Raw genomic sequence first — 19338 nt, 5'->3', positions numbered from 1 at the left:
GGTTCAGCTGTCCGGCGTTGTCCGGCCGCGCTTTGCGGCCCATGCCGCGCTCAGCGGCCAAGCCGCCCGAGGATGTCGTCCAGCGGGTTGCCGTCGCCATCGGCGTCCAGCAGGCCGGCGAGCGCGCCGAGGCCGCCGGCGGTCCCCGCCGCGCCTCCGCTGCCGCCCATCAGCCCGCCGAGCAACCCACCCAGGCCACCGCCCTGCTGCGCCCCGGCGGCGCCCGCGTTCTGGCGGGCCATGTAGCCCGCGGCGAGCATGGCCAGCATCGGCAGCATCTTCTTGAGCAACGAGGAATCCAGGCCGGTGCGGGCCGAGGCATCCTGCGCGACGGCGCGGCTGACGTCCTTGGAGCCGAAGATCTCGCCCAGGACGTTGTTGCCATGCCCCACCGGGGTCGGCTGCGGCGAGAGCACCTCCTCGAGCAGGCTGCCTCCACCGAGCTGGCCGAGCAGGCCGGCCAGTCCCGCGCCGCCACTGCCGCCCTGCGCCTGCTTGCGAAATCCCCCCATGATGGCCGGCAGCAGCGCGGACGCTCCGGTTGCGGCCTGCTGCTCGCTGATCCCCAGTTCGCGTGCCATCGAGGACAGGCCGCCGGTCTGGGCAATGATGTCGTTGATCTGCATGGTGGTGTCCGTGCCGTTGAGGGAGTCCGGACCTTAGCGCACCGCCCCGGCCGCCCGCGTGTGCAGGCGACCGGCGGTACGCGTTTGCGGGCGTACGATGGCAGGCCGGCCCTGCACCGCAGGCGCCTGCCGCTGCCCCCTGCCATCCACCTGCCGGAGCGATCCCATGAAGACCCTGATGCCCGCGCTGCTCGGCGCCGCCTGCGCCGTCGCCCTCGCCTTCCCCGCCCAGGCCGAACTCAAGGCCGGCGACGCCGCCCCGGAGTTCACCGCCGACGCCTATCTGGCGGGAGAAGGGTTCACGTTCGAACTCGCCGAGGCGCTGGAGCAAGGCCCGGTGGTCGTTTACTTCTTCCCCGCGGCCAACACGCCCGGCTGCAACCTGGAGGCGTCGCTGTTCTCGCGGGCGATCGAGGACTTCGCGGCGCACGGGGCCAGCGTGATCGGGGTGACAGCAGGCAACGTCGACCAGCTGGCGGCGTTCTCCAACGACACCAGCACGTGTGCCGGCAAGTTCCCGGTCGCGGCCGACCCGGGCGCGCGGATCGCCGGCGAGTACGAAGCCGTGCTCGACAGCAAGCCCGAATGGGCCAGCCGCACGTCCTATGCGATCGCGCCCGACGGCACGATCGTCGCGGCCTACACCGACATGAACCCCAGCCGCCATGTGCGGGAGATGCTGGCGGCGGTGGAAAAGCTGGACGACTAGGCGCGCTCCGTCGGGCGCACTGCCTAGCCCCGGAACGTCTGCAGGTGGACGCTGGTCTCGCTGCCGCTGATGCCGGGGATGCCGCGGATGCGCTCCAGCACCTTGGACAGCTCGGCCAGGTCGGCCACGCGCAGTTCGGCGACCAGGTCCCATCGACCGTTGGTGTCGTGCAGCTCGGCCACGCCGGGCTCGCCCAGCAGCGCACGGATCACCGAATGCTGGTTGCCCTTGACCGCGAGGCTGGTCCACGCGCGGATCTCGTCGGGCGCGGCATCGGGGCGCAGGCGCACGGTGTAGCCGGTGATCACCCCGTCGCGCTCAAGCCGCGCCATCCGGTTGGTGATGGTCCCGCGCGAGACGCCGAGGGACTGCGCCAGGCTGGCGACGGGTGCGCGGGCATCGTGGCGCAGCGCGGCGATCAGGCGGTGGTCGAGGTCGTCCATCTGCTCAATCCGTCAATGCAGGCTGCCACTCTGCCAGCTTTTTGGCGTATCCGCCGCAAAGTTGCCGTTTCGCGTTGACGCCGGGGCCCGGACAATGGATGCATCCCGGCGCCGAACGGCGTCGATGCATCGACAAGGAGCCCGACATGACCACCCTGCTGACCACCCACGACGTTGCCAGGATCGTTGCCACCCACGGCCTGCCGCAGATGTTCTCGCGCCTGGTGGACTACCTCGAGGCCGACTTCGCCCGCTGGAACGACTTCGACAAGACCGCGCGCACCGCCGCCCACTCCGACGTCGGCGTGATCGAGCTGATGCCGGTTGCCGACGACAGGGAGTACAGCTTCAAGTTCGTAAACGGCCACCCCAGCAACTACCGACACGGCCTGTCGACGGTGATGGCGTTCGGCGCGCTGGCCGACGTGGAAACCGGCATGCCGACCGTGCTCAGCGAGCTGACCATGACCACCGCCATCCGCACCGCGGCGACCTCGATCATGGCCGCGAAGAAGCTGGCCCGTAAGGGCGCCAAGGTCATGGCGCTGATCGGCAATGGCGCCCAGAGCGAGTTCCAGGCGCTGGCCTTCCACCACATGCTGGGCATCGAGGAAGTGCGCCTGTACGACGTCGACCCGGCCGCCACCGACAAGCTGGCCGCCAACCTCGCCGAGGCCGCGCCGAAGCTGCGCGTGGTGCGCGCCGCCGACACCCGCGAAGCCGTGCGCGGTGCCGACATCGTCACCACCGTCACCGCAGACAAGAAGAACGCCACCATCCTCAGCGCCGACATGATCGAGCCGGGCATGCACATCAATGCCGTGGGCGGCGACTGCCCGGGCAAGACCGAGCTTGACCCGGCCATTCTGACGGCGGCCAACACGAAGACTTACGTCGAGTTCGAGCCGCAGAGCCGGATCGAGGGCGAGCTGCAGCACATGAGCGCGGACTTCAAGGCGACCGAGTTCTGGCGCGTGATCGCCGGCGAGGCCGAGGGCCGCACCACCGCCGACGAAGTGACCCTGTTCGACTCGGTCGGCTTCGCGCTCGAGGACTACTCGGCGCTGCGGCTGGTGCGTGACCTGGCCCATGAGCTGAAGCTGGGCAGCAAGACCGACATAGTGCCGGTGATGGCCGACCCGAAGGACCTGTTCGGCCACCTGATGGGGACGAAGGCGCGCCAGAAGGCGGCGTAACGCTGCCGACATCGCGATGCGTGGCGCCCGCCTTGGGGGACTGCGGCGGGCGCTTTCGTTTTGGGGAACGGATCGCGGCTGAAGCCGCTCCTACAGGGGGCCGGGGTGTGTTGCGACGGGCGGCGGGACGGCGACCGGCTATGCCGTCGCCAGCAGTTCGGCATCCTTTTCCGCGGCGCGCTGGAACGCCGGACGCGCGGTGGTGCGTGCGATGTACGCCTCGATCAGCGGCGTCTTCGGGACCAGCCCGAACTGGGTGGTCCAGCGCAGCGCGGTGCCCCACAGCACGTCGGCGGCGCTGAAGCGCTCACCCAGCACCCACGGGCCCTTGGCGAGCTGCGCTTCGAGCGCGGCCAGCATCGAGTCGAAATCACGGTACGGCGACATCATCGGTTCGGCCGGCTCGTGCTTCTGCGAGCGGTCGACCACGGCCGGCTCGAAGCACGACGCGTAATAGACCATCCAGCGCAGGTACGTGCCGCGCGCCGGGTCGCCGATCGGCGGCGCGAGGCCCGCCTCGGGGAAGCGGTCGGCCAGGTGCAGGTAGACCGCGACCTGCTCGGTGACCACGGTGTCGCCGTCAACCAGCGTGGGCAGCTTGCCGAGCGGGTTGAGCGCGAGGAACTCGGGGCGACGCTGTTCGCCGGCCTGCAGGTCCACCAGCTCGATCCGGTGGTCGACCCCGAGTTCCTCGAGCATCACGCGCACGCCGGCCGAGCGCGAATGCGGGTGGTGGTAGAGCGTGAGTGTTGGCTTGCTGGACATGGGGATGCTCCTTGCGTGGGTGGAGGGGGACTGCGCAGGACGGAGGCTACCGGCCTTTGCGGTCATCTACTGCCCTCGATAACCTCGGCGTTTTCACGACCGGGCCACTCCGTGATTTCCACGTCCGCCCGACTGCTCCGCCTTGCCGCGCTGCTGCAGGCCCGTCGCCAATGGTCCGGCCCGGAGCTGGCCGAGCGCCTGGAGGTGGACGCGCGTACGTTGCGCCGCGACGTCGACCGCCTGCGCACCCTCGGCTACCCGGTGCAGGCATCGTCCGGCCGCGGCGGCGGCTACGCACTGGGTGCCGGTGCCAATCTGCCGCCGCTGATGTTCGACGACACCGAGGCGGTCACGCTCGCGGTGGCGCTGCGTGCGGCCACCGCCACCGTCGCCGGCATCGAAACCCCGGCGCGCGAGCTGCTCGCCAAGCTCGACCAGTGGCTGCCGGCGCGGCTGCGTCGGCGCGCGACCGCGCTGCACGACGTCACCCTGTCGCTGGACGTTGCCCAGCCATTGGCCGATGCCGGCGTGCTGGCCGCGATCGCTGCCGCCTGCCGCGATTCCCGCCGCGTGCGGTTCCGTTACCGCAGGCACGACGGCTGCGAGGGCGACCGCCACGTGGAGCCCGCGCGCCTGATCAGCTACGGGCGGCGCTGGTACCTGCTGGGCTGGGACACCGACCGCAGCGACTGGCGGACGTATCGCGCCGACCGCATCGAGGCGCTGGTCGATACGGGCGCCACGTTCGTGCCGCGCCAGGGTCTGGATTTCATCGAGCACATCCGGCGGGCGGTCGCCTGGTCGCCGTTCGAGCACCGCGTGACCGTGCGGCTGCTGGGGCGTGCCGACGAGCTCGCGGACGCAGTGCCCGCGTGGTGCGGCGTGCTGGTCGCCGAGAGCGACCGCAGCGCCCTGCTCCACGTGGGGGCCAGCACGCCGGATGCATTGCTGGCGACGCTGGCCATGCTCGGCCGGCCGTTCGAGGTGACCGAAGGCCACGACGAACTCGCGGCCATGCGGAAAGCGCACGCGCAGCTGGCCACCTCGCTCGGCGGAGCGGACACGCTTGGGCACGTCCGGCAAGCACGGACGAGCTGACGCGCAGCCGCATCCCGACGGGCGCATCATGGCCACGCCATGTTCGTGCTGATCCTTGCCTACCTCGGCGGCGTGCTGACCATCATCAGCCCCTGCATCCTGCCGGTGCTGCCGTTCGTGTTCGCCCGGGCCGACCGGCCGTTCGCCCGCGAGGGCCTGCCGCTGCTCGCCGGCATGGGCCTGACATTCGCGCTTGTGGCGACACTGGCCGCCGTCGGTGGCCAATGGGCGATCCAGCTCAACCAAGGCGGACGCTGGCTGGCCATGGCGGTGCTGGCATTGATGGGGTTGGCGTTGCTGTGGCCGCGCCTGGCCGATGTGCTGGCGCGGCCCTTTGTCGCGCTTGGTGGGCGGTGGTCGCGGCACGCGGACGGCGGGTCGCCCTGGTCGGCGTCCGGGCTCGGGGTGGCCACCGGACTGCTGTGGGCGCCCTGCGCGGGACCGATCCTCGGCCTGGTGCTGACGACCGCCGCGCTGCAGGGTGCCAGCGTCACCACCACCGTGCTGCTGCTCGCCTTCTCCGCCGGCGCGGCGACGTCGCTCGCGCTGGCGCTGATGCTCGGCGGCCGGTTCCTCGCGTCGATGAAGCGTGCCCTCGGAATTGGTGAATGGCTGCGCCGTGCGCTCGGCGTACTGGTGCTGGCGGGCGTGGCGGCCATCGCGCTCGGTCTCGACACGGGCCTGCTGACCCGGCTGTCGCTGGCCAGCACCGCGCGCATCGAGCAACGGCTGGTCGACGTGTTCGCCGATGATCCGGCGCCGCCCTCGCCGGTGCCGCAGCTCGGCGTGCCGTTGCCGGTGGAAGGCTGGATGCCCCCGCTCGATGGCGCCACCGGCTGGTTCAACAGCCCGCCGCTGACCCGTGCGGGGCTGCGCGGCCGGGTGGTGCTGGTCGACTTCTGGACGTACTCCTGCATCAACTGCCTGCGCGCCCTGCCCTATGTGAGCGACTGGGCTGCCAAGTACCGCGACCACGGGCTGGTGGTGCTGGGCGTGCACACGCCGGAGTTCGCGTTCGAGAAGACCCCTGGCAACGTTGCACGCGCGATCGAGTCGCTCGGCATCGGGCATCCGGTCGCGCTCGACAACGACTACGCGATCTGGCGCGCCTTCGACAACCGCTACTGGCCCGCGCACTACTTCGTGGATGCGCAGGGCCGCATCCGCTACCACCACTTTGGCGAAGGCGGATACGAGCGCAGCGAGGACGTGATCCGCCGGTTGCTGGCCGACGCCGGCGCGACCGGCCTGCCCGGCGGCTATGTCAGCGGCGACGGTCGTGACGCGGGCGCGCCGGCGTCGACCGATTACACGCGCACGCCGGAGACCTACCTGGGCCACGCGCGCGCCGAGCGCTTCGCCGGTGGCGAGCTTGTCCGCGGCGTGGCGACGGACTACTACGCTCCGGCGGCGCTGGCGCTGCACCAGTGGGCGTTGCAGGGACGCTGGACGGTGACGGCCGAGCACGCCCGGCTGGAGCGTCCGGGCGGCAGCGTCGTGATGCGGTTCCGCGGCCGTGACCTGCACCTGGTGATGGCACCCATCGCAGGCGACCGGCCGGTCCGGTTCCGGGTCACGCTCGATGGCGCCGCTCCCGGCGCCGACGCCGGCAGCGACGTCGATGCGCAGGGCCAGGGCACCTTGGACGCGGACCGGCTGTACCAGCTCATCCGCCTGCGCGACGGCAGTGACGAGCGCCGGTTCGAGATCACCTTCCCGGAAGGCGGTGCGCGGATCTACGCGTTCACGTCGGGCTGAGGGCCGGCCGTGCGCGCACGCGCTGCACGCCGTGACGCGCGACCGCCCAGCGTGATCACCGCCACGCCGGCGAGGATGACCACCATGCCCAGCATGTCCCACGGGCCGACGACTTCGCCGGCCAGCAACACGCCAAACAGCACCGCCACCGGCGGGTTCACGTAGGCATAGCTGGTCGCCACTGCCGGGCGCGCGTGCTTGAGCACGTAGAGGTACGCGCTGAACGCGAGGATCGAGCCGAACAAAGCGAGGTACACCAGCGCGAGCGTCGATTTCATGGTCGGCGACGCCGGCAGCGCCTCGCCGGTGCCGAACCCGACCAGCAGCAGCGCGACCGAGGCGCACAGCATCTGAGCGGCGGTGTTCATCGGCCCGGCCGGCATGTCCTGGCGCTTGCTCCAGACCGAGCCGAAGGCCCATGCCGCCGCCGCGGTCAGCAAAGCGATCGCGCCGATGCGCTCGCCCGACAGCCCGCTGCCGAGGTTGAGGACGATGACGCCGGCAAACCCGACCAGCAGCCCGACCGTCTCGCGGCGCGACGGCCAGTGGCCGTACAGCCCGCCGAAGGCGGCGGCGAACAGCGGCATGCTCGACACCGCGACCGCGGCGATGCCCGAGCTGACGCGTTCCTCGGCAAAACACACCAGGCCGTTGCCCATCCCGAGCAGCAGCAGGCCGGTGAAGGCGGCATTGCGCCATTGCAGCCGCGTCGGTGCCGCGTGGCCGCGCCAGCGCAGGAACCCGTACAGCAGCACACCGGCCGCCAGGAAGCGCACGCCGGCCAGCAGGAACGGCGGGTAGCTCTCAAGCGCGAAGCGGATACCGAGGTAGGTCGACCCCCACACCACGTAGAGCGTGAGCAGTGCCAGCGGAATCAGTACGCGCGGCTCCAGGTGGCCGGAAGCACCGGACGCCACCGCGGCCGCCGGCGTGGGGGAAATGCCATCGGACATGGGGGATGCCGCTCGGGGGACGGCGCCCATTATCAGGCCGCGCGGCTCCGCGCAGCAGTGCCGAAGGTAGCCCGCTGTATCCCACCGGCCCGCCGTTCAGCGGGCCATGCACGCCCGGTACCGCGCGTCGACGCGGGTGGCGAACCAGCCGGTGGTGAGCTCGCGCGTGATCTTCGGGCTGTCCAGCGTGATCCCGGGGATCATCTCCCGCGGCAGCGCCCTGCCCGCTCGCGCCTCGGCCAATGCGAACACCTGGCGGAACAGGGCCGACTCGTTGAAGTCGAGCCGGTCGCCGCGGCCGAGCGCCGCGCGTATCGACTGGTCATCCATCCCCAGCTCTCCGCCCAGGGCGCGCACCGCTCGCTCGGTCTCGCCCGGTCGATCAAGCGGCGCTCCCGGCGCGAGCAGGTCGCCATCCAGCGCCAGGGTGCGACCCGTCGCCACCGCCACCGCGTTCTGGAACGCCGCGTTGCGGCTGGCATACCACCCGGCGTTGAAGTCGGCAAAACGGTGCACCTTGCGGGTGTACGGCGTGGCGTACCCGAGCAGGTGCGCGATACCGAAATACAGCCCACCGCGGCGGCTGAAGACCTCGTCGCGGATGCTGCCGTCGTACCGGTAGGGGTAGTCGTCGGCGTGCTGCTCGGCGAACGGGATGGACACCTGCATCGGTCCGCCGGTCTGCACCGGGTTGTAGCCGTCGAACAGCCGCTCGCCCAGGGGCACGCGGCCGGTCAGGTCCTCGTAGAGCTGGCTGAGCTCGCGCTCGGTGCGCACGGTGCGCAGCCGCTCCTCGTAGCTGCGGCCATCGGTGGAACGCAGCTTCAGCGCCGCGGTGACCATGAAGCCGGGCACGTGCAGCGCCGCCGCGCGCCGCTCGATTTCCCCGCGCGCGACCGCCGGGAGGTTGGCCACCGGCGGGTCGGCCTTGTAGCCCGACTCCTGCTCGATCACCGCAAGCGTCGCGCAGACGTTCTCTTCGATCGGGTCGATGCCCTGCGCCGCGAATGCGGCCTGGATATCGGCCGCCCAGCCGGCGCGGTCGTCGATCCGGGCCGGCATCCGCCGGACGATGTCGGCACGTACCGCTTCAGGCGCCGGGCCCGGTGGCGTCGGCGCGGTGGCGCAACCGGCGAGCACCAGCAACGCGAACATGGCGGCGAGCAGTGCTCTGGAATGTCGGTTCATGGCGGGCTCGATGCGGTGACAGAAACGAAGGCGGGCCGAACTATGCCACCGCTGCTCAGAACACCGAGAGGCCGGTCAGCTGGGTGAAGCGGTGCAAGGCGTACTTGCCCAGCGCCGAGTTGCCCTTCTCGTCCAGGCCCGGGTACCAGACACACAGGCTCATGACGTGCGGCACGACCGCGACGATGCCGCCACCCACCCCGCTCTTGGCCGGCAGCCCGACGTAATAGGCGAAGTCGCCGGCGGCGTCGTAGGTGCCGGCGGTCATCATCAGCGAGTTGATCCGGGTCGACATCTGCGCGCTGACGACCTGCTGCCCCGACACCCCGCAGTACCCGCCACAGGCCAGGAACTGCATGCTGCGGGCCAGGTCCACGCAGTTCATCGACAGCGAGCACTGCAGGAAATAGAAGTCCAGCACGTCGTCGACGGCGTTGTGGATGTTGCCGTAGCTGCGGATGAAGTTGGCCGTGGCGATGTTGCGGTAGCCGCTCTCGCGCTCGGACTTGGCGACGACGTCGTCAGCGCCGATGTCGACGCGGCCGGCGCGGGCCCGGACGAAGTCGACCAACGCCTGCTCGGGCCGCTCGTGCGCCGACAGCAGCACGTCGGCCACCACCAGCGCGCCGGCATTCATGAAGGGATTGCGCGGGATGCCTTTCTCGTACTCCAGCTGGATCAGCGAGTTGAACGGGTCGCCGGAGGGCTCGCGGTCCACCCGCTCCCAGAGGTCGTCGCCGAGTGCATCGAGCGCCATCGTCACGGTGTGCACCTTGGAGATGCTCTGGATCGAGAATGCTTCGCGCGCGTCACCCACTTCATGCACGTCGCCGTCGCGGGTCACCAGCGCCATGCCGAAGCGGTCCAGCGGCACGTTGGCCAGCGCGTCGATGTAGTCCGCCGGCTTGCCCTCGCCGAAACGCTCACGGACCTCGTCGTTGATGGTGCCGAGGATGTCCGGCAGGTCGAGCCCGCTGATGTCGAACTGGTTCTGGATGGGCTCGCGCGCGGCGCCAGGGGTGGCTGGGGGCATGCTCGGCTCCGGTTTGGATGGCGCCCTACCTTACCGGCGCCGCCGTGGTCGCGGCGGCACGGCGGTGGGCTCAACGCCAGTTGGCGACGAGTTCGCCGCGGGCGCACGCGATCCAGCGCGGGTCGTCGGCGTCGATCCGCATCCCGCCGGTGAACACCGAGAACGCCGGCAGTACCGTCTGCCCCGCGTCGAGCCGGAACGCCGGGTAGCGTCCGGGCAGCCCGGGCAGGCCCACCACCGGATGCAGGTGGCCGCACAGTACGTGGGCGTCACCTGCAAACTGGGCAGCGAGCGGCAGGTGGCGGAACCGGAACGGACCGTCGCGCACGTCGGCCGGCAACAACTCCACACCGAGCGCGTCCGCATTCATCGCGCGGTCGTGGTTGCCGGCGACCACCGCGACGGTCACCCGGGAGTGCCGCTCAAGTAACGACCGCCATGCGCGTTCGACGTCGGCGTGGCGTGCGCCGTGCAGGAAGTCGCCCAGCACCCACAGCTCGGCGGCGCCGGTGTCGGCAAGCAACGCGTCCAGCCGGGAGAGGTCGAGCACGGTGCCGCCGCTGGGCACCGCGATGCCGGCCGCGCGCAGGATGTTGCCCTTGCCCAGGTGCAGGTCGGCGACCAGCAGCCGCCGGCGCGCGGGCCAGAACAGGGCGCGGTCGGCCAGTACGCGGACCGGTTCGCCGCCGAGGAGCAACTCAAGCGCCGCGGCCATGCCGTTGCTCCAGTTGCGCCGCGGCACGCGCCACCCGGGTGCGCCAGTCCTCGGTGCTGAGCTGGCCACGGATCGCCTCGGCCCACAGCGGGAACGCCAGCGGCGTCAGGCTGGGGGGCCGGTGCAGGGCGAGCACCCGCCGGCCGCAGCGCTCGAGCACCTCGCGCAGGCGCTGGACCTCGAGCTGCGCCTCCAGCACCTCGCGCTCGGCCTGGGCCAACAGCAAGTGACCGGGGTCGTGTTGGCGCAGCACGTCGAACAGCAGGCTGCTGGAGGCCTGAAGCTGCCGCAGCGAGCGCGGTGCCCGGCCGGGTAGCGACGGCGGCAGCAGCCCGGCCACGCGCGCGATCTCGCGGAACTGCCGGCGCGCAAGCTCGGCCAGGTTGAGGCTGTCGCGCAAATCGTCCATCAGCCCCTCGGGCGACAGCAACCGTTGCATCAGCGGCGGATCCAGCCAGGCCAACGCCTGGGCCGTGAGTACGAGGCCGTAATCGTTCACCGCCCACCCGAAGGTGTTGGGCGCTTCGCGGCCCCAGCGCAGGGCCAGCAGGGCGGCCAGCCCTTCGTGCACCGCACGGCCGGCGAACGGAAACACGAAGGTGTGCCAGCCCTGGCGCGTCTTGACCGCCTCCACCAGCAGCGTGGCCGGCGTGGGCAGTTCGCTCAGGCGCTCCTGCAGGTCGAGCAACGGCGACAGCGCGCGCATCTCGGGGCGGGTCACGGGCGCGGCCAGGATCGCCTCGACCTCGGCGCCCAACTCGCTCGACAGCGGCATGCGCCCGCCCTGCCAGCGCGGCACGCGGCCGTCGGCACGCTTGGCGATGCGCACGTATGCGGTCATGTCGCGCAACTGCACCAGCTCGAGCGTGCGACCGGCGAACTGGAACCGGTCGCGCGGCCGCAACCGTCCGATGAAGGCCTCCTCGACGGCGCCCAGGTAGCCGCCTTTCATGTAGCGCACCTGCACGCTGCCGTCGCTGGTGATGGTGCCGATCGACAGGCGGTGGCGGAACGCGACGCGGCGGTCGTGCACGCGGAAGCGGCCGTCGTCGTCGCGAACCACGCGGCGGTAGTCGGGGTAGCTCTCCAGCGCGCTGCCGCCGCGCACGATGAAGTCCAGCACCGCCGACCACGCGGCATCGGGCAACCCTGCAAATGCATGGGTGCCGCGGACCTCGGCCAACAGGTCGTCGGGGTCGAAGCCCCCGCCGAGTGCGAGGGTGACGCAGTGCTGCGCCAGCACGTCCAGCGACAGCCGTGGCGGCGGCCGCGATTCGATGCGCCCGTGCGCCAGCGCCTCGCGGGCGGCGGCGTACTCGGCCAGTTCCAGCGCGTGGGTCGGCACGCAGACCACGTGCCCCGCCTCACCCGGCCGGTGCCGGGCGCGACCGCCGCGCTGCAGCAGGCGGGCCATGCCCTTGGGGCTGCCGACCTGCAACACCTGGTCGACCGCCGGGAAATCCACGCCCAGGTCCAGGCTCGAGGTGGCGACCACGCAGCGCACGCTGCCGTCGCGCAAACCGGTCTCGGCCGCGGCCCGCAACGATGCGTCGAGCGAGCCGTGGTGCAGCGCCAGCGTGGCCGGATCGTCCAGCCAGACCGACTGCAATGCGCGATGCCAAAGTTCGGCCTGCGAGCGAGTGTTGGTGAACAACAGGCTGGAGCGCGCCCGCTGCAGCACCGCGGCGACGCGCTGCAGCTGCGACAGGCCCAGGTGCCCGGCCCATGGGAACCGCTCGCCCTCCTCCGGCAGCAGGGTCTCCAGGGTCATCCGCCGGCGCCGTGGCGCGGCGACGATGGCGGCATCCGGCGCATGCGGCAGCAGCACGTCGCGCGCCTCGGCCAGGTTGCCGAGCGTGGCCGACAGGCCCCACAGCGGCGCTGCCGGCACCAGCGCACGCAACCGGGCCAGGCACAGCTGCAGCAGCACGCCGCGCTTGTTGCCGAGCAGCTCGTGCCACTCGTCCACCACCACGCCACGCACACCGGCAAGCAACTGCGGCGCGTCCGGGTAGGACAGCATCAGCGCGAATGACTCGGGCGTGGTCACCAGCACGTCCGACAGTCCCTTGCGGGCGAGCCTTCGATCGCGCGCACTGGCGTCGCCGGTCCGCATCGCCACCGTCCACGGCACCCCCAGCGCGGCGATGGGCTCCTGCATCGCCCGCACGGTGTCGGTCGCGAGCGCGCGCAGCGGGGTGATCCACAGCAGTCGCAACCGCGGGCCCTGGGCCACGCCGCGTTTCCGGGTGGCGGCGGCGTCACCGAGTTTCAGCGCCTGCAGCAACGGGCCGCCGAGTGCCGCGAGCGTCTTGCCGCTGCCGGTCGGCGTGACCAGCAGCCCGGGCTCACCGGCCAAGTAGCGGCGCCAGGCCTCGCGCTGGAACGGCGCCGGCCGCCACCCGCGGGTGTCGAACCAGTCCAGCAGCGGCGCGTCAGCGGTCCGTCTGCGCGATCGCGGAGCCGGCGCGCCCGATGCGTCCGCTGCGTCCGAACCGGAGGCGCTCACCGCGCCAGCGCCCGCAGTGCGTCGACGCGGTCGGCCTCGGAGGCGGGCTTGTCGGTTCGCCAACGCAGGATCCGCGGGAAGCGCACCGCCACTCCCGACTTGTGCCGCTTCGAGGCATTCACGCCCTCGAAGCCGAGTTCGAACACATGCTCGGGCGCCACCGAGCGAACCGGCCCGAACCGCTCCACCGTGTTCGCGCGGATCCAGCGGTCGAGCTGCAGGATCTCCTTGTCGTCCAGCCCGGAGTACGCCTTGGCGACGGGCACCAGCACGTCGCCGTCCCACAGGGCGAAGGTGTAGTCGGTGTACAGCGTGCTGCGTCGCCCGGAGCCCGACTGCGCGTACACCAGCACCGCGTCGACCGTCAGCGGGTCGACCTTCCACTTCCACCAGTCACCGCGCTTGCGGCCGTGCCGGTACGGCGAGTGGCGGCGCTTGAGCATCAGGCCCTCGACGCCCCGGCCGCGGGCCTCCTCGCGCAGCGTGGCCGCCTGCGACCAGTCCGGCACCCGCACCTCGGGCGATAGCCGCAGGAGCGGATGCGCGGTGGCGTGCAGCAACGTGGCAAGCCGCTGGCGGCGGTCGACCAGGGGCACCTCGCGCAGGTCCTCGCCATTCAACTCGAGCAGGTCGTACGCCAGCACGCGTGCCGGCGCGCTCGCCAGGATCTTCGGCCCCGGCTTGAGCCGCTGGATGCGGGTCTGCAGGGCCGAGAACGGCATCGGTGCCTCGTCTTCGCCCTGCCAGGCCAGCAGCTCGCCGTCGATCACCGCGTCGTGCGGCAGTTCGGCCGCGGCGGCCTCGATCTCGGGGAAGCGGCCATCCATGCGCTCCTCCCCGCGTGACCACAGCGCGATGTCGGCGCCGCGACGGATCAGCTGGAGCCGGATGCCGTCCCATTTCCACTCGAGCAGCCAGTCGTCCACCCCGCCCAGCGCGTGCGGCTCCCCTTCCAGCGGCGACGCGAGGAAGAACGGATACGGCAACTCCGCGTCACCGGGCTGCGCATCGGGCGACAGCAGCGACCGCATGAACGCCTCGGACGGCGTCCACCGCCCCAGCATCCTTTGCGCAATGAGGGCCACGTCCAGCCCCGACAGCTCAGCCAGCGCCTTCTGCACCAGTCCGGCCGATACGCCCACCCGCAGCGCACCGGTCAGCAGCTTGTTGAAGGCCAACCGCTCGCGGAAGCACAGGCCGCGCCACGCCGACACCACCACCGCACGCCGCGCCTCCGGATCGGCATTGGCCACCGGCACCAGCCGTTGCTCGATCCACTCCGCCAGGCCGGCATCCTCGACCGGGACGGCCGGGTCGTCCAGCAACAGCGCCAGCGTCTCGGCAAGATCACCGACGGCGTGGTGGCTGGCTTCGACCAGCCAGTCGGGGTTGCCGGTCTCCTCGGCAATCCAGGCGCGCAGTTCGCCGGTCGATGCGATGCGTGCGCGGGCGCCGCCGACCTTGCCACCCGCTAGCAGCCACAGCGCCCAGGCGGCATCGCGCGGCGGCGCGTCGCGGAAGTAGTCGACCAGCGCGGCACGCTTGTCTCCGGTGCCGGTGCTGCGGTCCAGGCGCTCGTAAAGGGCGGCGAAGCGACGCATCAGTCGTCCTCGCCGTAATCGGTGCGGAATACGCCGGCATCCAAGCCGGAATCGCGCAGCACCCGCACCAGTGCGTCGGTATCACCGTGGGTGGCGATGACGCGCCGGGCGCCGGTCTCGTGGACGGTGCGCAGCAGCGCCGGCCAGTCGGCGTGGTCGGACACCACGAAGCCGCGGTCGAGGTTGCGCCGGCGGCGGTTGCCGCGGATGCGCATCCAGCCCGACGCGAAGCCCTGCTGTGCGCGTCGGAAGCGGCGGACCCACGCGCTGCCCGCGGCCGACGGCGGTGCGATGACCAGTTCGCCTGCGAAATCGGCGCCGCGGGCCTCGTCGGCGACCTTGCGGGTGTCCAGCATCGGGATGCCGGCATCGCGATACACCTGCACCCCGACGTCGATCGCGCCGTGCAGCCAGGCCGGCCGGTCGGTGTGGTGCATCAGCTCGGCGAGCACGCGCTGCGCCTTGCCCAGCGCGTAGCAGTACAGGATCGCCGCTTCGCCGTTGGCTTCGCACTCCTCGCGCCAAGCCACGATGTCGCGCGCAACGTCGGCCATGGGCGGCCAGCGGTAGACCGGGAGGCCGAACGTGGCCTCGGTGACGAACACGTCGCACGGCACCACCTCGAACGGCAGGCAGGTCGGGTCCGGGTCGCGCTTGAAATCGCCCGACAGCACCCAGGTTTCGCCGTCCACCTCGATGCGTACCTGGGTCGAGCCCAGCACATGGCCCGCGGGATGGAACGACACCGTGGCCGCGCCCACCTGGAACCGCTCGCCATGCGCGTGCACGCGGTAGTCCTGCGCGCCGAGCCGCCACTCCAGGATCGGCAGGCCGGCGTCGACCACGTGGTAGCAGCCCATGCCGCCACGCGCGTGGTCACCGTGCCCGTGGGTGATCACCGCCCGCGGCACGGGGCGCCAGGGATCGATGTGGAAATCGCCGGCCGGGCAGTACAGGCCCTGCGGCGTCACCACCACCACGTCGGTTGCCGTGCCCAGAAGTCCACCCGTCGCAAGCCATGCCTGCGACGACTAGAGCAGCGGCGCCGTTAGTGGCGCGTCTAGCGGGCGCCGCGGTCCAGCACGAAGTCGATCGCCGCCCGCACCGCCGCCACCTGTGCGTCGTTGCACTGCTGGGGCGTCGCGCGCGGGCTGTCGGGGTAGACCTCGGTCGTGGTGACGTACGGGGCGTTGGTGACGCCGGCGCACAGGCCCAGCGACTTGACCGGGTAATTGATGACGCCCGGCGCGACCATCGGCGAGCCGATGAGCTCGCCGCGCGCATCGGCCGGGGCGATATGGGTCACCTTTCCGACCGCCTCGATGATGGCGCGCTGGAACTCGGGCTGCGGGTTCTCGCTGTCGCCCACCAGGTAGAAGCCGTCGGGGATCTCGCCGGGCTCGTTGGGCTTGCCGTCGCGGGCCGCCAGCGCCGGGCGGAACTCGGACTCGTCGGTGTCGGTGGTTTCGTGCAGGTCGATATGCAGCAGCACGTCGCCGACCGGCTCCATCAGTGCCATCAGCGCGCGCGCCTCGGCTGCCGGGCTGTCGGCGACGAACGAGCGGTTGGGGTCGACCGCCTGCATGTTCCAGCGGTGGATCCGCTCGTATCCCCATGGGCTGACGCACGGGGCGACGATCAGGTTCACCCGGCCGGCGTAATCACCGGCGTCGCGCTCCAGAAACTGCAGCGCGCCGTGGACGCCACTGGTTTCGTAACCGTGGACGCCGCCGGTGACCAGCACCGTCGGCAGCCGGTCGTCCCACTCGCGGCTCTTGAGCGCTATCAGCGGGTAATGGTCGGCGCCGTAGTGCAGCTCGCCGTACTGGCGGACGTTGAACCGGTCGCGCAGGCGCTCCACCACGGCCAGCACGTCGTCGCGGTAGCTGCGCTTGACCTGCTGGCCGGTGCGCCAGGCGTCGCGCTCTGCGTCGCCCCAGGGCGTGCCGGGGGTGCCGATCGGATAGAAGGCGGGGATGTCGCTCATGGGTGGGGGTCCCGGTTGGATGCAGGGGCCGATGATGGCGCCCATGCGGGGATCCGCCAACCACGGCGCGCCGGGTTTACGGCGATGGCGAACGATCCCGGGCGTCGTCCAGCCTGCCTCCATCCAGCAGCCGCACCTCGCGCTGGGGGAACGGTACCGCGATGCCGTGCGCGCGGAAGGCCCGCCAGATGGCCAGGTTGATCTCCGAGCGCACGTTGTTGACACCCTGTTCCGGGGAGACCACCCAGACCCGCAGCTCGAGCTCGAAGCCGTTCTCGCCGAACGCCATGAGCCGCGCGGCCGGTGCCGGGTCCGCGAGCACCCGCTGGCGCCCGTCGGCGGCCTGCTCCATCAGCGCCATCGCCTGCTCGGGGTCGTCGCCGTAGCTGATACGCACCGGCAGCTTCAGCCGCACGCTCTCGCCGCCGTAGCTCCAGTTGACCACCGGGTTGATGATCAGGTTCTCGTTGGGCATCAGCGTGTCGACGCCGTCGCGGTCGCGGATCACCACGTAGCGCGCGCGCAACTCCTGCACCCAGCCGTAGCGGCTGCCGGACTGGTCCTCCACCGTCACCACGTCGCCGGGCTTGATCGAGCGGTCGGCCAGCAGGATGAAGCCGGAGATGAAGTTGCTGACGATGCGCTGCAGGCCCAGGCCGATGCCAAGCCCGAGGGTGCCGCCGATGACCGCCAGCGCGGACAGGTCAAGCCCGACCACCTGCAGCGCGACCACCACGCCCAGCGCCATCAACGCCAGTTTGATCACCTTGCTGATGCCGACCCGCGCACTCGGCGACAGGTGTGGGGAGTCCATCACCCTCCGCTCCGACATCCTCGACAGCCACGCGGCGAGCACCAGCACGAGCAGTGCGACCGCCAGCGCACGAATCGCCAGCAACGCCGATACCCGGGTGTCGCCGACCATGATCGCCGCGCTGTCCAGCGCGCGGACCACCAGCGGCAGCAGGCCCAGCAGGTACAGCGCCAGTCCAACCCAGACCACCGCCACGATCAGGTTCTCCGATGCGCGCAGCAGCGGCCCCGGCTTCAGCGCGTTGGACAGCAGGAACACGACCAGCCGCACCAGCCCCAGCGCAACCACCAGCCCCAGCGCCACCCGCAGAACCCCGGAGGGCAGGCCGAGCGCGCTAAACCCCGCCCACGCCACCAGCAGCAGCGCCGACGCCACTGCGGGAAACACCAGCGCGCAGCCGAACGAGATGCCGACCCGGCGCAGCTGCGAGTGCGGTTGTTCCGCCAGCTGGCCGCGCTGCCACGCACGGTACCGCCGCCCGACCAGCCACGCCGCGGCCACACAGGCCAGCAACGCCAGTGCCTGCCAGCCCAGCGATGCGGGGTCCAGCCCTGCCAGCCAGCCGGGCTTCGGGCGGATCAGTCCGGCGCCCATCGATCAGTTCCGTGCGGCACGGTCGGCCATGCGATTGCCCCGGGTCAGTTGCGGCCACGCTAGGCGTAGCGCGGTCCAGATCGGGTGAACCGCCGGACTGCGACCCGCACCGGCCGCGGGATCCGCCTCCCCGCAGGGGTCGTCCGGTCCACGGAAACACCGTGCGATAGTGCCGCCTTTTCATAGGGAGCAAGGCCATGCGGAAGACCCTCACCAAGCTCTGCCTGTCGCTCGGGCTGGCCCTTGCCGGCAGCGCGCAGGCTGCAGTCGACCTGTCCACCCTCGACGACGGCATGGCCGGCCCGCGGACGAAGGTGCTGGTACTGGGCAGCGTGCACCTGTCGGAGCTGCAGGAGGGCTTCGACCCCGCGACACTCGACCCGTTGCTGGACCGACTGGCGGCGTACAAGCCCGACATCATCACCATCGAGTCGATTCCCGGCGAAAGCTGCGACCTGATGGCGCGCCACCCCGCTGTCTACGACCCCGAAGGCATCGCACCGTATTGCAGGGTCCCCGACGCGGCACGCGCGGCCACCGGCTTGGACGTGCCTGCCGCGATTGCCGAGGTGAAGCGCACCCTGTCCGATTGGCCGGCCGAGCCACGCGACGACCAGCGCCGCCACCTCGCCGCACTGTTCCTCGCCGCCGGTGACAACGCCTCTGCGCTGACCCAGTGGCTGCAACTGCCTGAAACCGCACGCCATGCGGGGGACGGCCTGGACGAGGCGCTGGTCGCGCAACTGGAACGCGCCATGGGGCAGGACAGTGAGAGTTACCGGATCGCCGCGCGCCTGGCCGCCCGGCTCGGCCTGCAGCGCGTGTACCCGGCGGACGATCACACCGGCGACAGCTACGACATCCCCGGCAACGATATCCAGGCCTATGCCACCGCCATCCGGCAGGCCTGGGATGCCGACGCCGCACTGCAGGAACCGCTGCATCGCCGCAAGCAGGCGTTCATCGAGCGCGCCGACATGCTGGGGCTGTACCGCTACATCAACAGCCCGGACCACCTCGTCGACCAGATCAACAGCGATCTAGGCGCGGCCATGCGCCACGTCTCCCCGCAGCAGTACGGCCGGATGTACGTCGGCGGCTGGGAAACCCGAAACCTGCGGATGGTCGCCAACATCCGCGCGACGTTCATCACCCGTCCCGGCGCGCGCGTGCTGTCGATCGTCGGCGCCACCCACAAGCCGTGGTTCGACAGCCTGCTGGGGCAGATGCAGGGCGTGGAGATCGTTGACGCACAGGACGTGCTCTGGCCTGCTGCGGACTGAGCAACAGCGGACGCCGCGCCAACGAAGCTTTCACGCCGCATACGGGGGGCCGGGCCAATCATGTGG

At 71.2% G+C, this 19338-nt stretch carries 17 protein-coding genes; 5 read left to right on the top strand and 12 right to left on the bottom strand.

Annotated features, from left to right (window positions below):
* Positions 1-50: 50 nt before the first annotated feature.
* Positions 51-626 carry a DUF937 domain-containing protein gene (locus KOD61_RS05775; RefSeq protein ID WP_215220080.1) on the bottom strand — a complete coding sequence of 192 codons (576 nt, stop codon included), beginning with the start codon at positions 624-626 and terminating at the stop codon, positions 51-53.
* Between the two features lie 166 nt (positions 627-792).
* On the opposite strand from KOD61_RS05775, the gene KOD61_RS05770 reads away from it, so the two are divergent.
* Positions 793-1335 carry a peroxiredoxin gene (locus tag KOD61_RS05770; protein WP_215220079.1) on the top strand — a complete coding sequence of 181 codons (543 nt, stop codon included), beginning with the start codon at positions 793-795 and terminating at the stop codon, positions 1333-1335.
* Positions 1336-1358: 23 nt separating this feature from the next.
* Here KOD61_RS05770 and KOD61_RS05765 read toward each other — a convergent pair whose 3' ends face one another.
* On the bottom strand, positions 1359-1778 hold the full coding sequence (locus KOD61_RS05765; RefSeq protein ID WP_215220078.1) for an Lrp/AsnC family transcriptional regulator: 420 nt from the start codon (positions 1776-1778) through the stop codon (positions 1359-1361).
* A gap of 146 nt (positions 1779-1924) precedes the next feature.
* Between KOD61_RS05765 and KOD61_RS05760 the strand changes: the two genes are divergently transcribed.
* Positions 1925-2974 (top strand): ornithine cyclodeaminase, encoded by a 1050-nt coding sequence (locus KOD61_RS05760; RefSeq protein WP_215220077.1) that lies wholly within the window; start codon positions 1925-1927, stop codon positions 2972-2974.
* Between the two features lie 138 nt (positions 2975-3112).
* On the opposite strand, the gene KOD61_RS05755 is transcribed toward KOD61_RS05760, so the two are convergent.
* Entirely contained in the window at positions 3113-3739 is a 627-nt protein-coding gene (locus KOD61_RS05755) for a glutathione S-transferase family protein (protein ID WP_215220076.1), read from the bottom strand.
* Positions 3740-3850: 111 nt separating this feature from the next.
* Between KOD61_RS05755 and KOD61_RS05750 the strand changes: the two genes are divergently transcribed.
* The gene (locus tag KOD61_RS05750) at positions 3851-4837 is read left to right on the top strand and encodes a helix-turn-helix transcriptional regulator (protein ID WP_215220075.1); all 987 of its coding nucleotides are present in this window, start codon (positions 3851-3853) and stop codon (positions 4835-4837) included.
* A gap of 39 nt (positions 4838-4876) precedes the next feature.
* Positions 4877-6595, top strand: coding sequence for a cytochrome c biogenesis protein DipZ (locus tag KOD61_RS05745; protein ID WP_215220074.1), 1719 nt, complete (start codon positions 4877-4879; stop codon positions 6593-6595).
* Here the strand turns inward: KOD61_RS05745 and yedA are convergent.
* The 9 genes from yedA to KOD61_RS13085 all read right to left on the bottom strand — a co-directional run bounded on the left by yedA (position 6574) and on the right by KOD61_RS13085 (position 17989).
* Positions 6574-7548: a drug/metabolite exporter YedA gene (gene yedA, locus KOD61_RS05740; protein WP_215220073.1), complete on the bottom strand. Its 975-nt coding sequence runs from the start codon at positions 7546-7548 to the stop codon at positions 6574-6576. The two genes, KOD61_RS05745 and yedA, sit on opposite strands and share 22 nt — an antisense overlap.
* Before the next feature lie 96 nt (positions 7549-7644).
* Positions 7645-8736 (bottom strand): DUF1615 domain-containing protein, encoded by a 1092-nt coding sequence (locus KOD61_RS05735; protein WP_215220072.1) that lies wholly within the window; start codon positions 8734-8736, stop codon positions 7645-7647.
* Positions 8737-8791: 55 nt separating this feature from the next.
* A complete protein-coding gene (locus KOD61_RS05730; protein WP_215220071.1) occupies positions 8792-9769 on the bottom strand; it encodes a glutaminase in 978 nt (325 codons plus the stop codon).
* 70 nt (positions 9770-9839) lie between these two features.
* Complete coding sequence (gene pdeM, locus KOD61_RS05725) at positions 9840-10484, bottom strand: ligase-associated DNA damage response endonuclease PdeM (protein ID WP_215220070.1); 645 nt, start codon at positions 10482-10484, stop codon at positions 9840-9842.
* Positions 10468-12912, bottom strand: a complete 2445-nt coding sequence (locus KOD61_RS05720) for a ligase-associated DNA damage response DEXH box helicase (RefSeq protein WP_215220307.1) — start codon at positions 12910-12912, stop codon at positions 10468-10470. The genes pdeM and KOD61_RS05720 overlap by 17 nt, the downstream gene beginning before the upstream one ends.
* A gap of 77 nt (positions 12913-12989) precedes the next feature.
* Positions 12990-14594: an ATP-dependent DNA ligase gene (locus tag KOD61_RS05715; protein ID WP_215220069.1), complete on the bottom strand. Its 1605-nt coding sequence runs from the start codon at positions 14592-14594 to the stop codon at positions 12990-12992.
* A complete protein-coding gene (locus KOD61_RS05710) occupies positions 14594-15592 on the bottom strand; it encodes a ligase-associated DNA damage response exonuclease (protein ID WP_215220306.1) in 999 nt (332 codons plus the stop codon). Before KOD61_RS05710 ends, KOD61_RS05715 begins: the two co-directional genes overlap by 1 nt.
* 62 nt (positions 15593-15654) lie before the next feature.
* Complete coding sequence (locus tag KOD61_RS05705) at positions 15655-16581, bottom strand: M14 family metallopeptidase (RefSeq protein WP_215220068.1); 927 nt, start codon at positions 16579-16581, stop codon at positions 15655-15657.
* A 76-nt stretch (positions 16582-16657) separates the two neighbouring features.
* Positions 16658-17989, bottom strand: coding sequence for a mechanosensitive ion channel family protein (locus KOD61_RS13085; protein WP_215220067.1), 1332 nt, complete (start codon positions 17987-17989; stop codon positions 16658-16660).
* 197 nt (positions 17990-18186) lie between these two features.
* On the opposite strand from KOD61_RS13085, the gene KOD61_RS05695 reads away from it, so the two are divergent.
* On the top strand, positions 18187-19272 hold the full coding sequence (locus KOD61_RS05695; RefSeq protein WP_215220066.1) for a DUF5694 domain-containing protein: 1086 nt from the start codon (positions 18187-18189) through the stop codon (positions 19270-19272).
* The last annotated feature ends 66 nt before the right edge of the window (positions 19273-19338 follow it).

It is taken from the genome of Lysobacter luteus, assembly GCF_907164845.1.
Classification (GTDB): domain Bacteria; phylum Pseudomonadota; class Gammaproteobacteria; order Xanthomonadales; family Xanthomonadaceae; genus Novilysobacter; species Novilysobacter luteus.
The sequence above is the reverse complement of the archived record's forward strand: the minus strand, read 5'-3'. Positions and strand labels throughout refer to the sequence as shown.

Bases quoted from the DNA above. Each gene is read 5' to 3' on its own strand.
- KOD61_RS05705 (WP_215220068.1), bottom strand. From the start codon at position 16,581: ATGAGCGACATCCCCGCCTTCTATCCGATCGGCACCCCCGGCACGCCC.
- yedA (WP_215220073.1), bottom strand. From the start codon at position 7,548: ATGTCCGATGGCATTTCCCCCACGCCGGCGGCCGCGGTGGCGTCCGGT.
- KOD61_RS05755 (WP_215220076.1), bottom strand. From the start codon at position 3,739: ATGTCCAGCAAGCCAACACTCACGCTCTACCACCACCCGCATTCGCGC.
- pdeM (WP_215220070.1), bottom strand. From the start codon at position 10,484: ATGGCCGCGGCGCTTGAGTTGCTCCTCGGCGGCGAACCGGTCCGCGTA.
- KOD61_RS13085 (WP_215220067.1), bottom strand. From the start codon at position 17,989: ATGGGCGCCGGACTGATCCGCCCGAAGCCCGGCTGGCTGGCAGGGCTG.
- KOD61_RS05770 (WP_215220079.1), top strand. From the start codon at position 793: ATGAAGACCCTGATGCCCGCGCTGCTCGGCGCCGCCTGCGCCGTCGCC.
- KOD61_RS05745 (WP_215220074.1), top strand. From the start codon at position 4,877: ATGTTCGTGCTGATCCTTGCCTACCTCGGCGGCGTGCTGACCATCATC.
- KOD61_RS05735 (WP_215220072.1), bottom strand. From the start codon at position 8,736: ATGAACCGACATTCCAGAGCACTGCTCGCCGCCATGTTCGCGTTGCTG.
- KOD61_RS05775 (WP_215220080.1), bottom strand. From the start codon at position 626: ATGCAGATCAACGACATCATTGCCCAGACCGGCGGCCTGTCCTCGATG.
- KOD61_RS05730 (WP_215220071.1), bottom strand. From the start codon at position 9,769: ATGCCCCCAGCCACCCCTGGCGCCGCGCGCGAGCCCATCCAGAACCAG.
- KOD61_RS05715 (WP_215220069.1), bottom strand. From the start codon at position 14,594: ATGCGTCGCTTCGCCGCCCTTTACGAGCGCCTGGACCGCAGCACCGGC.
- KOD61_RS05760 (WP_215220077.1), top strand. From the start codon at position 1,925: ATGACCACCCTGCTGACCACCCACGACGTTGCCAGGATCGTTGCCACC.
- KOD61_RS05695 (WP_215220066.1), top strand. From the start codon at position 18,187: ATGCGGAAGACCCTCACCAAGCTCTGCCTGTCGCTCGGGCTGGCCCTT.
- KOD61_RS05765 (WP_215220078.1), bottom strand. From the start codon at position 1,778: ATGGACGACCTCGACCACCGCCTGATCGCCGCGCTGCGCCACGATGCC.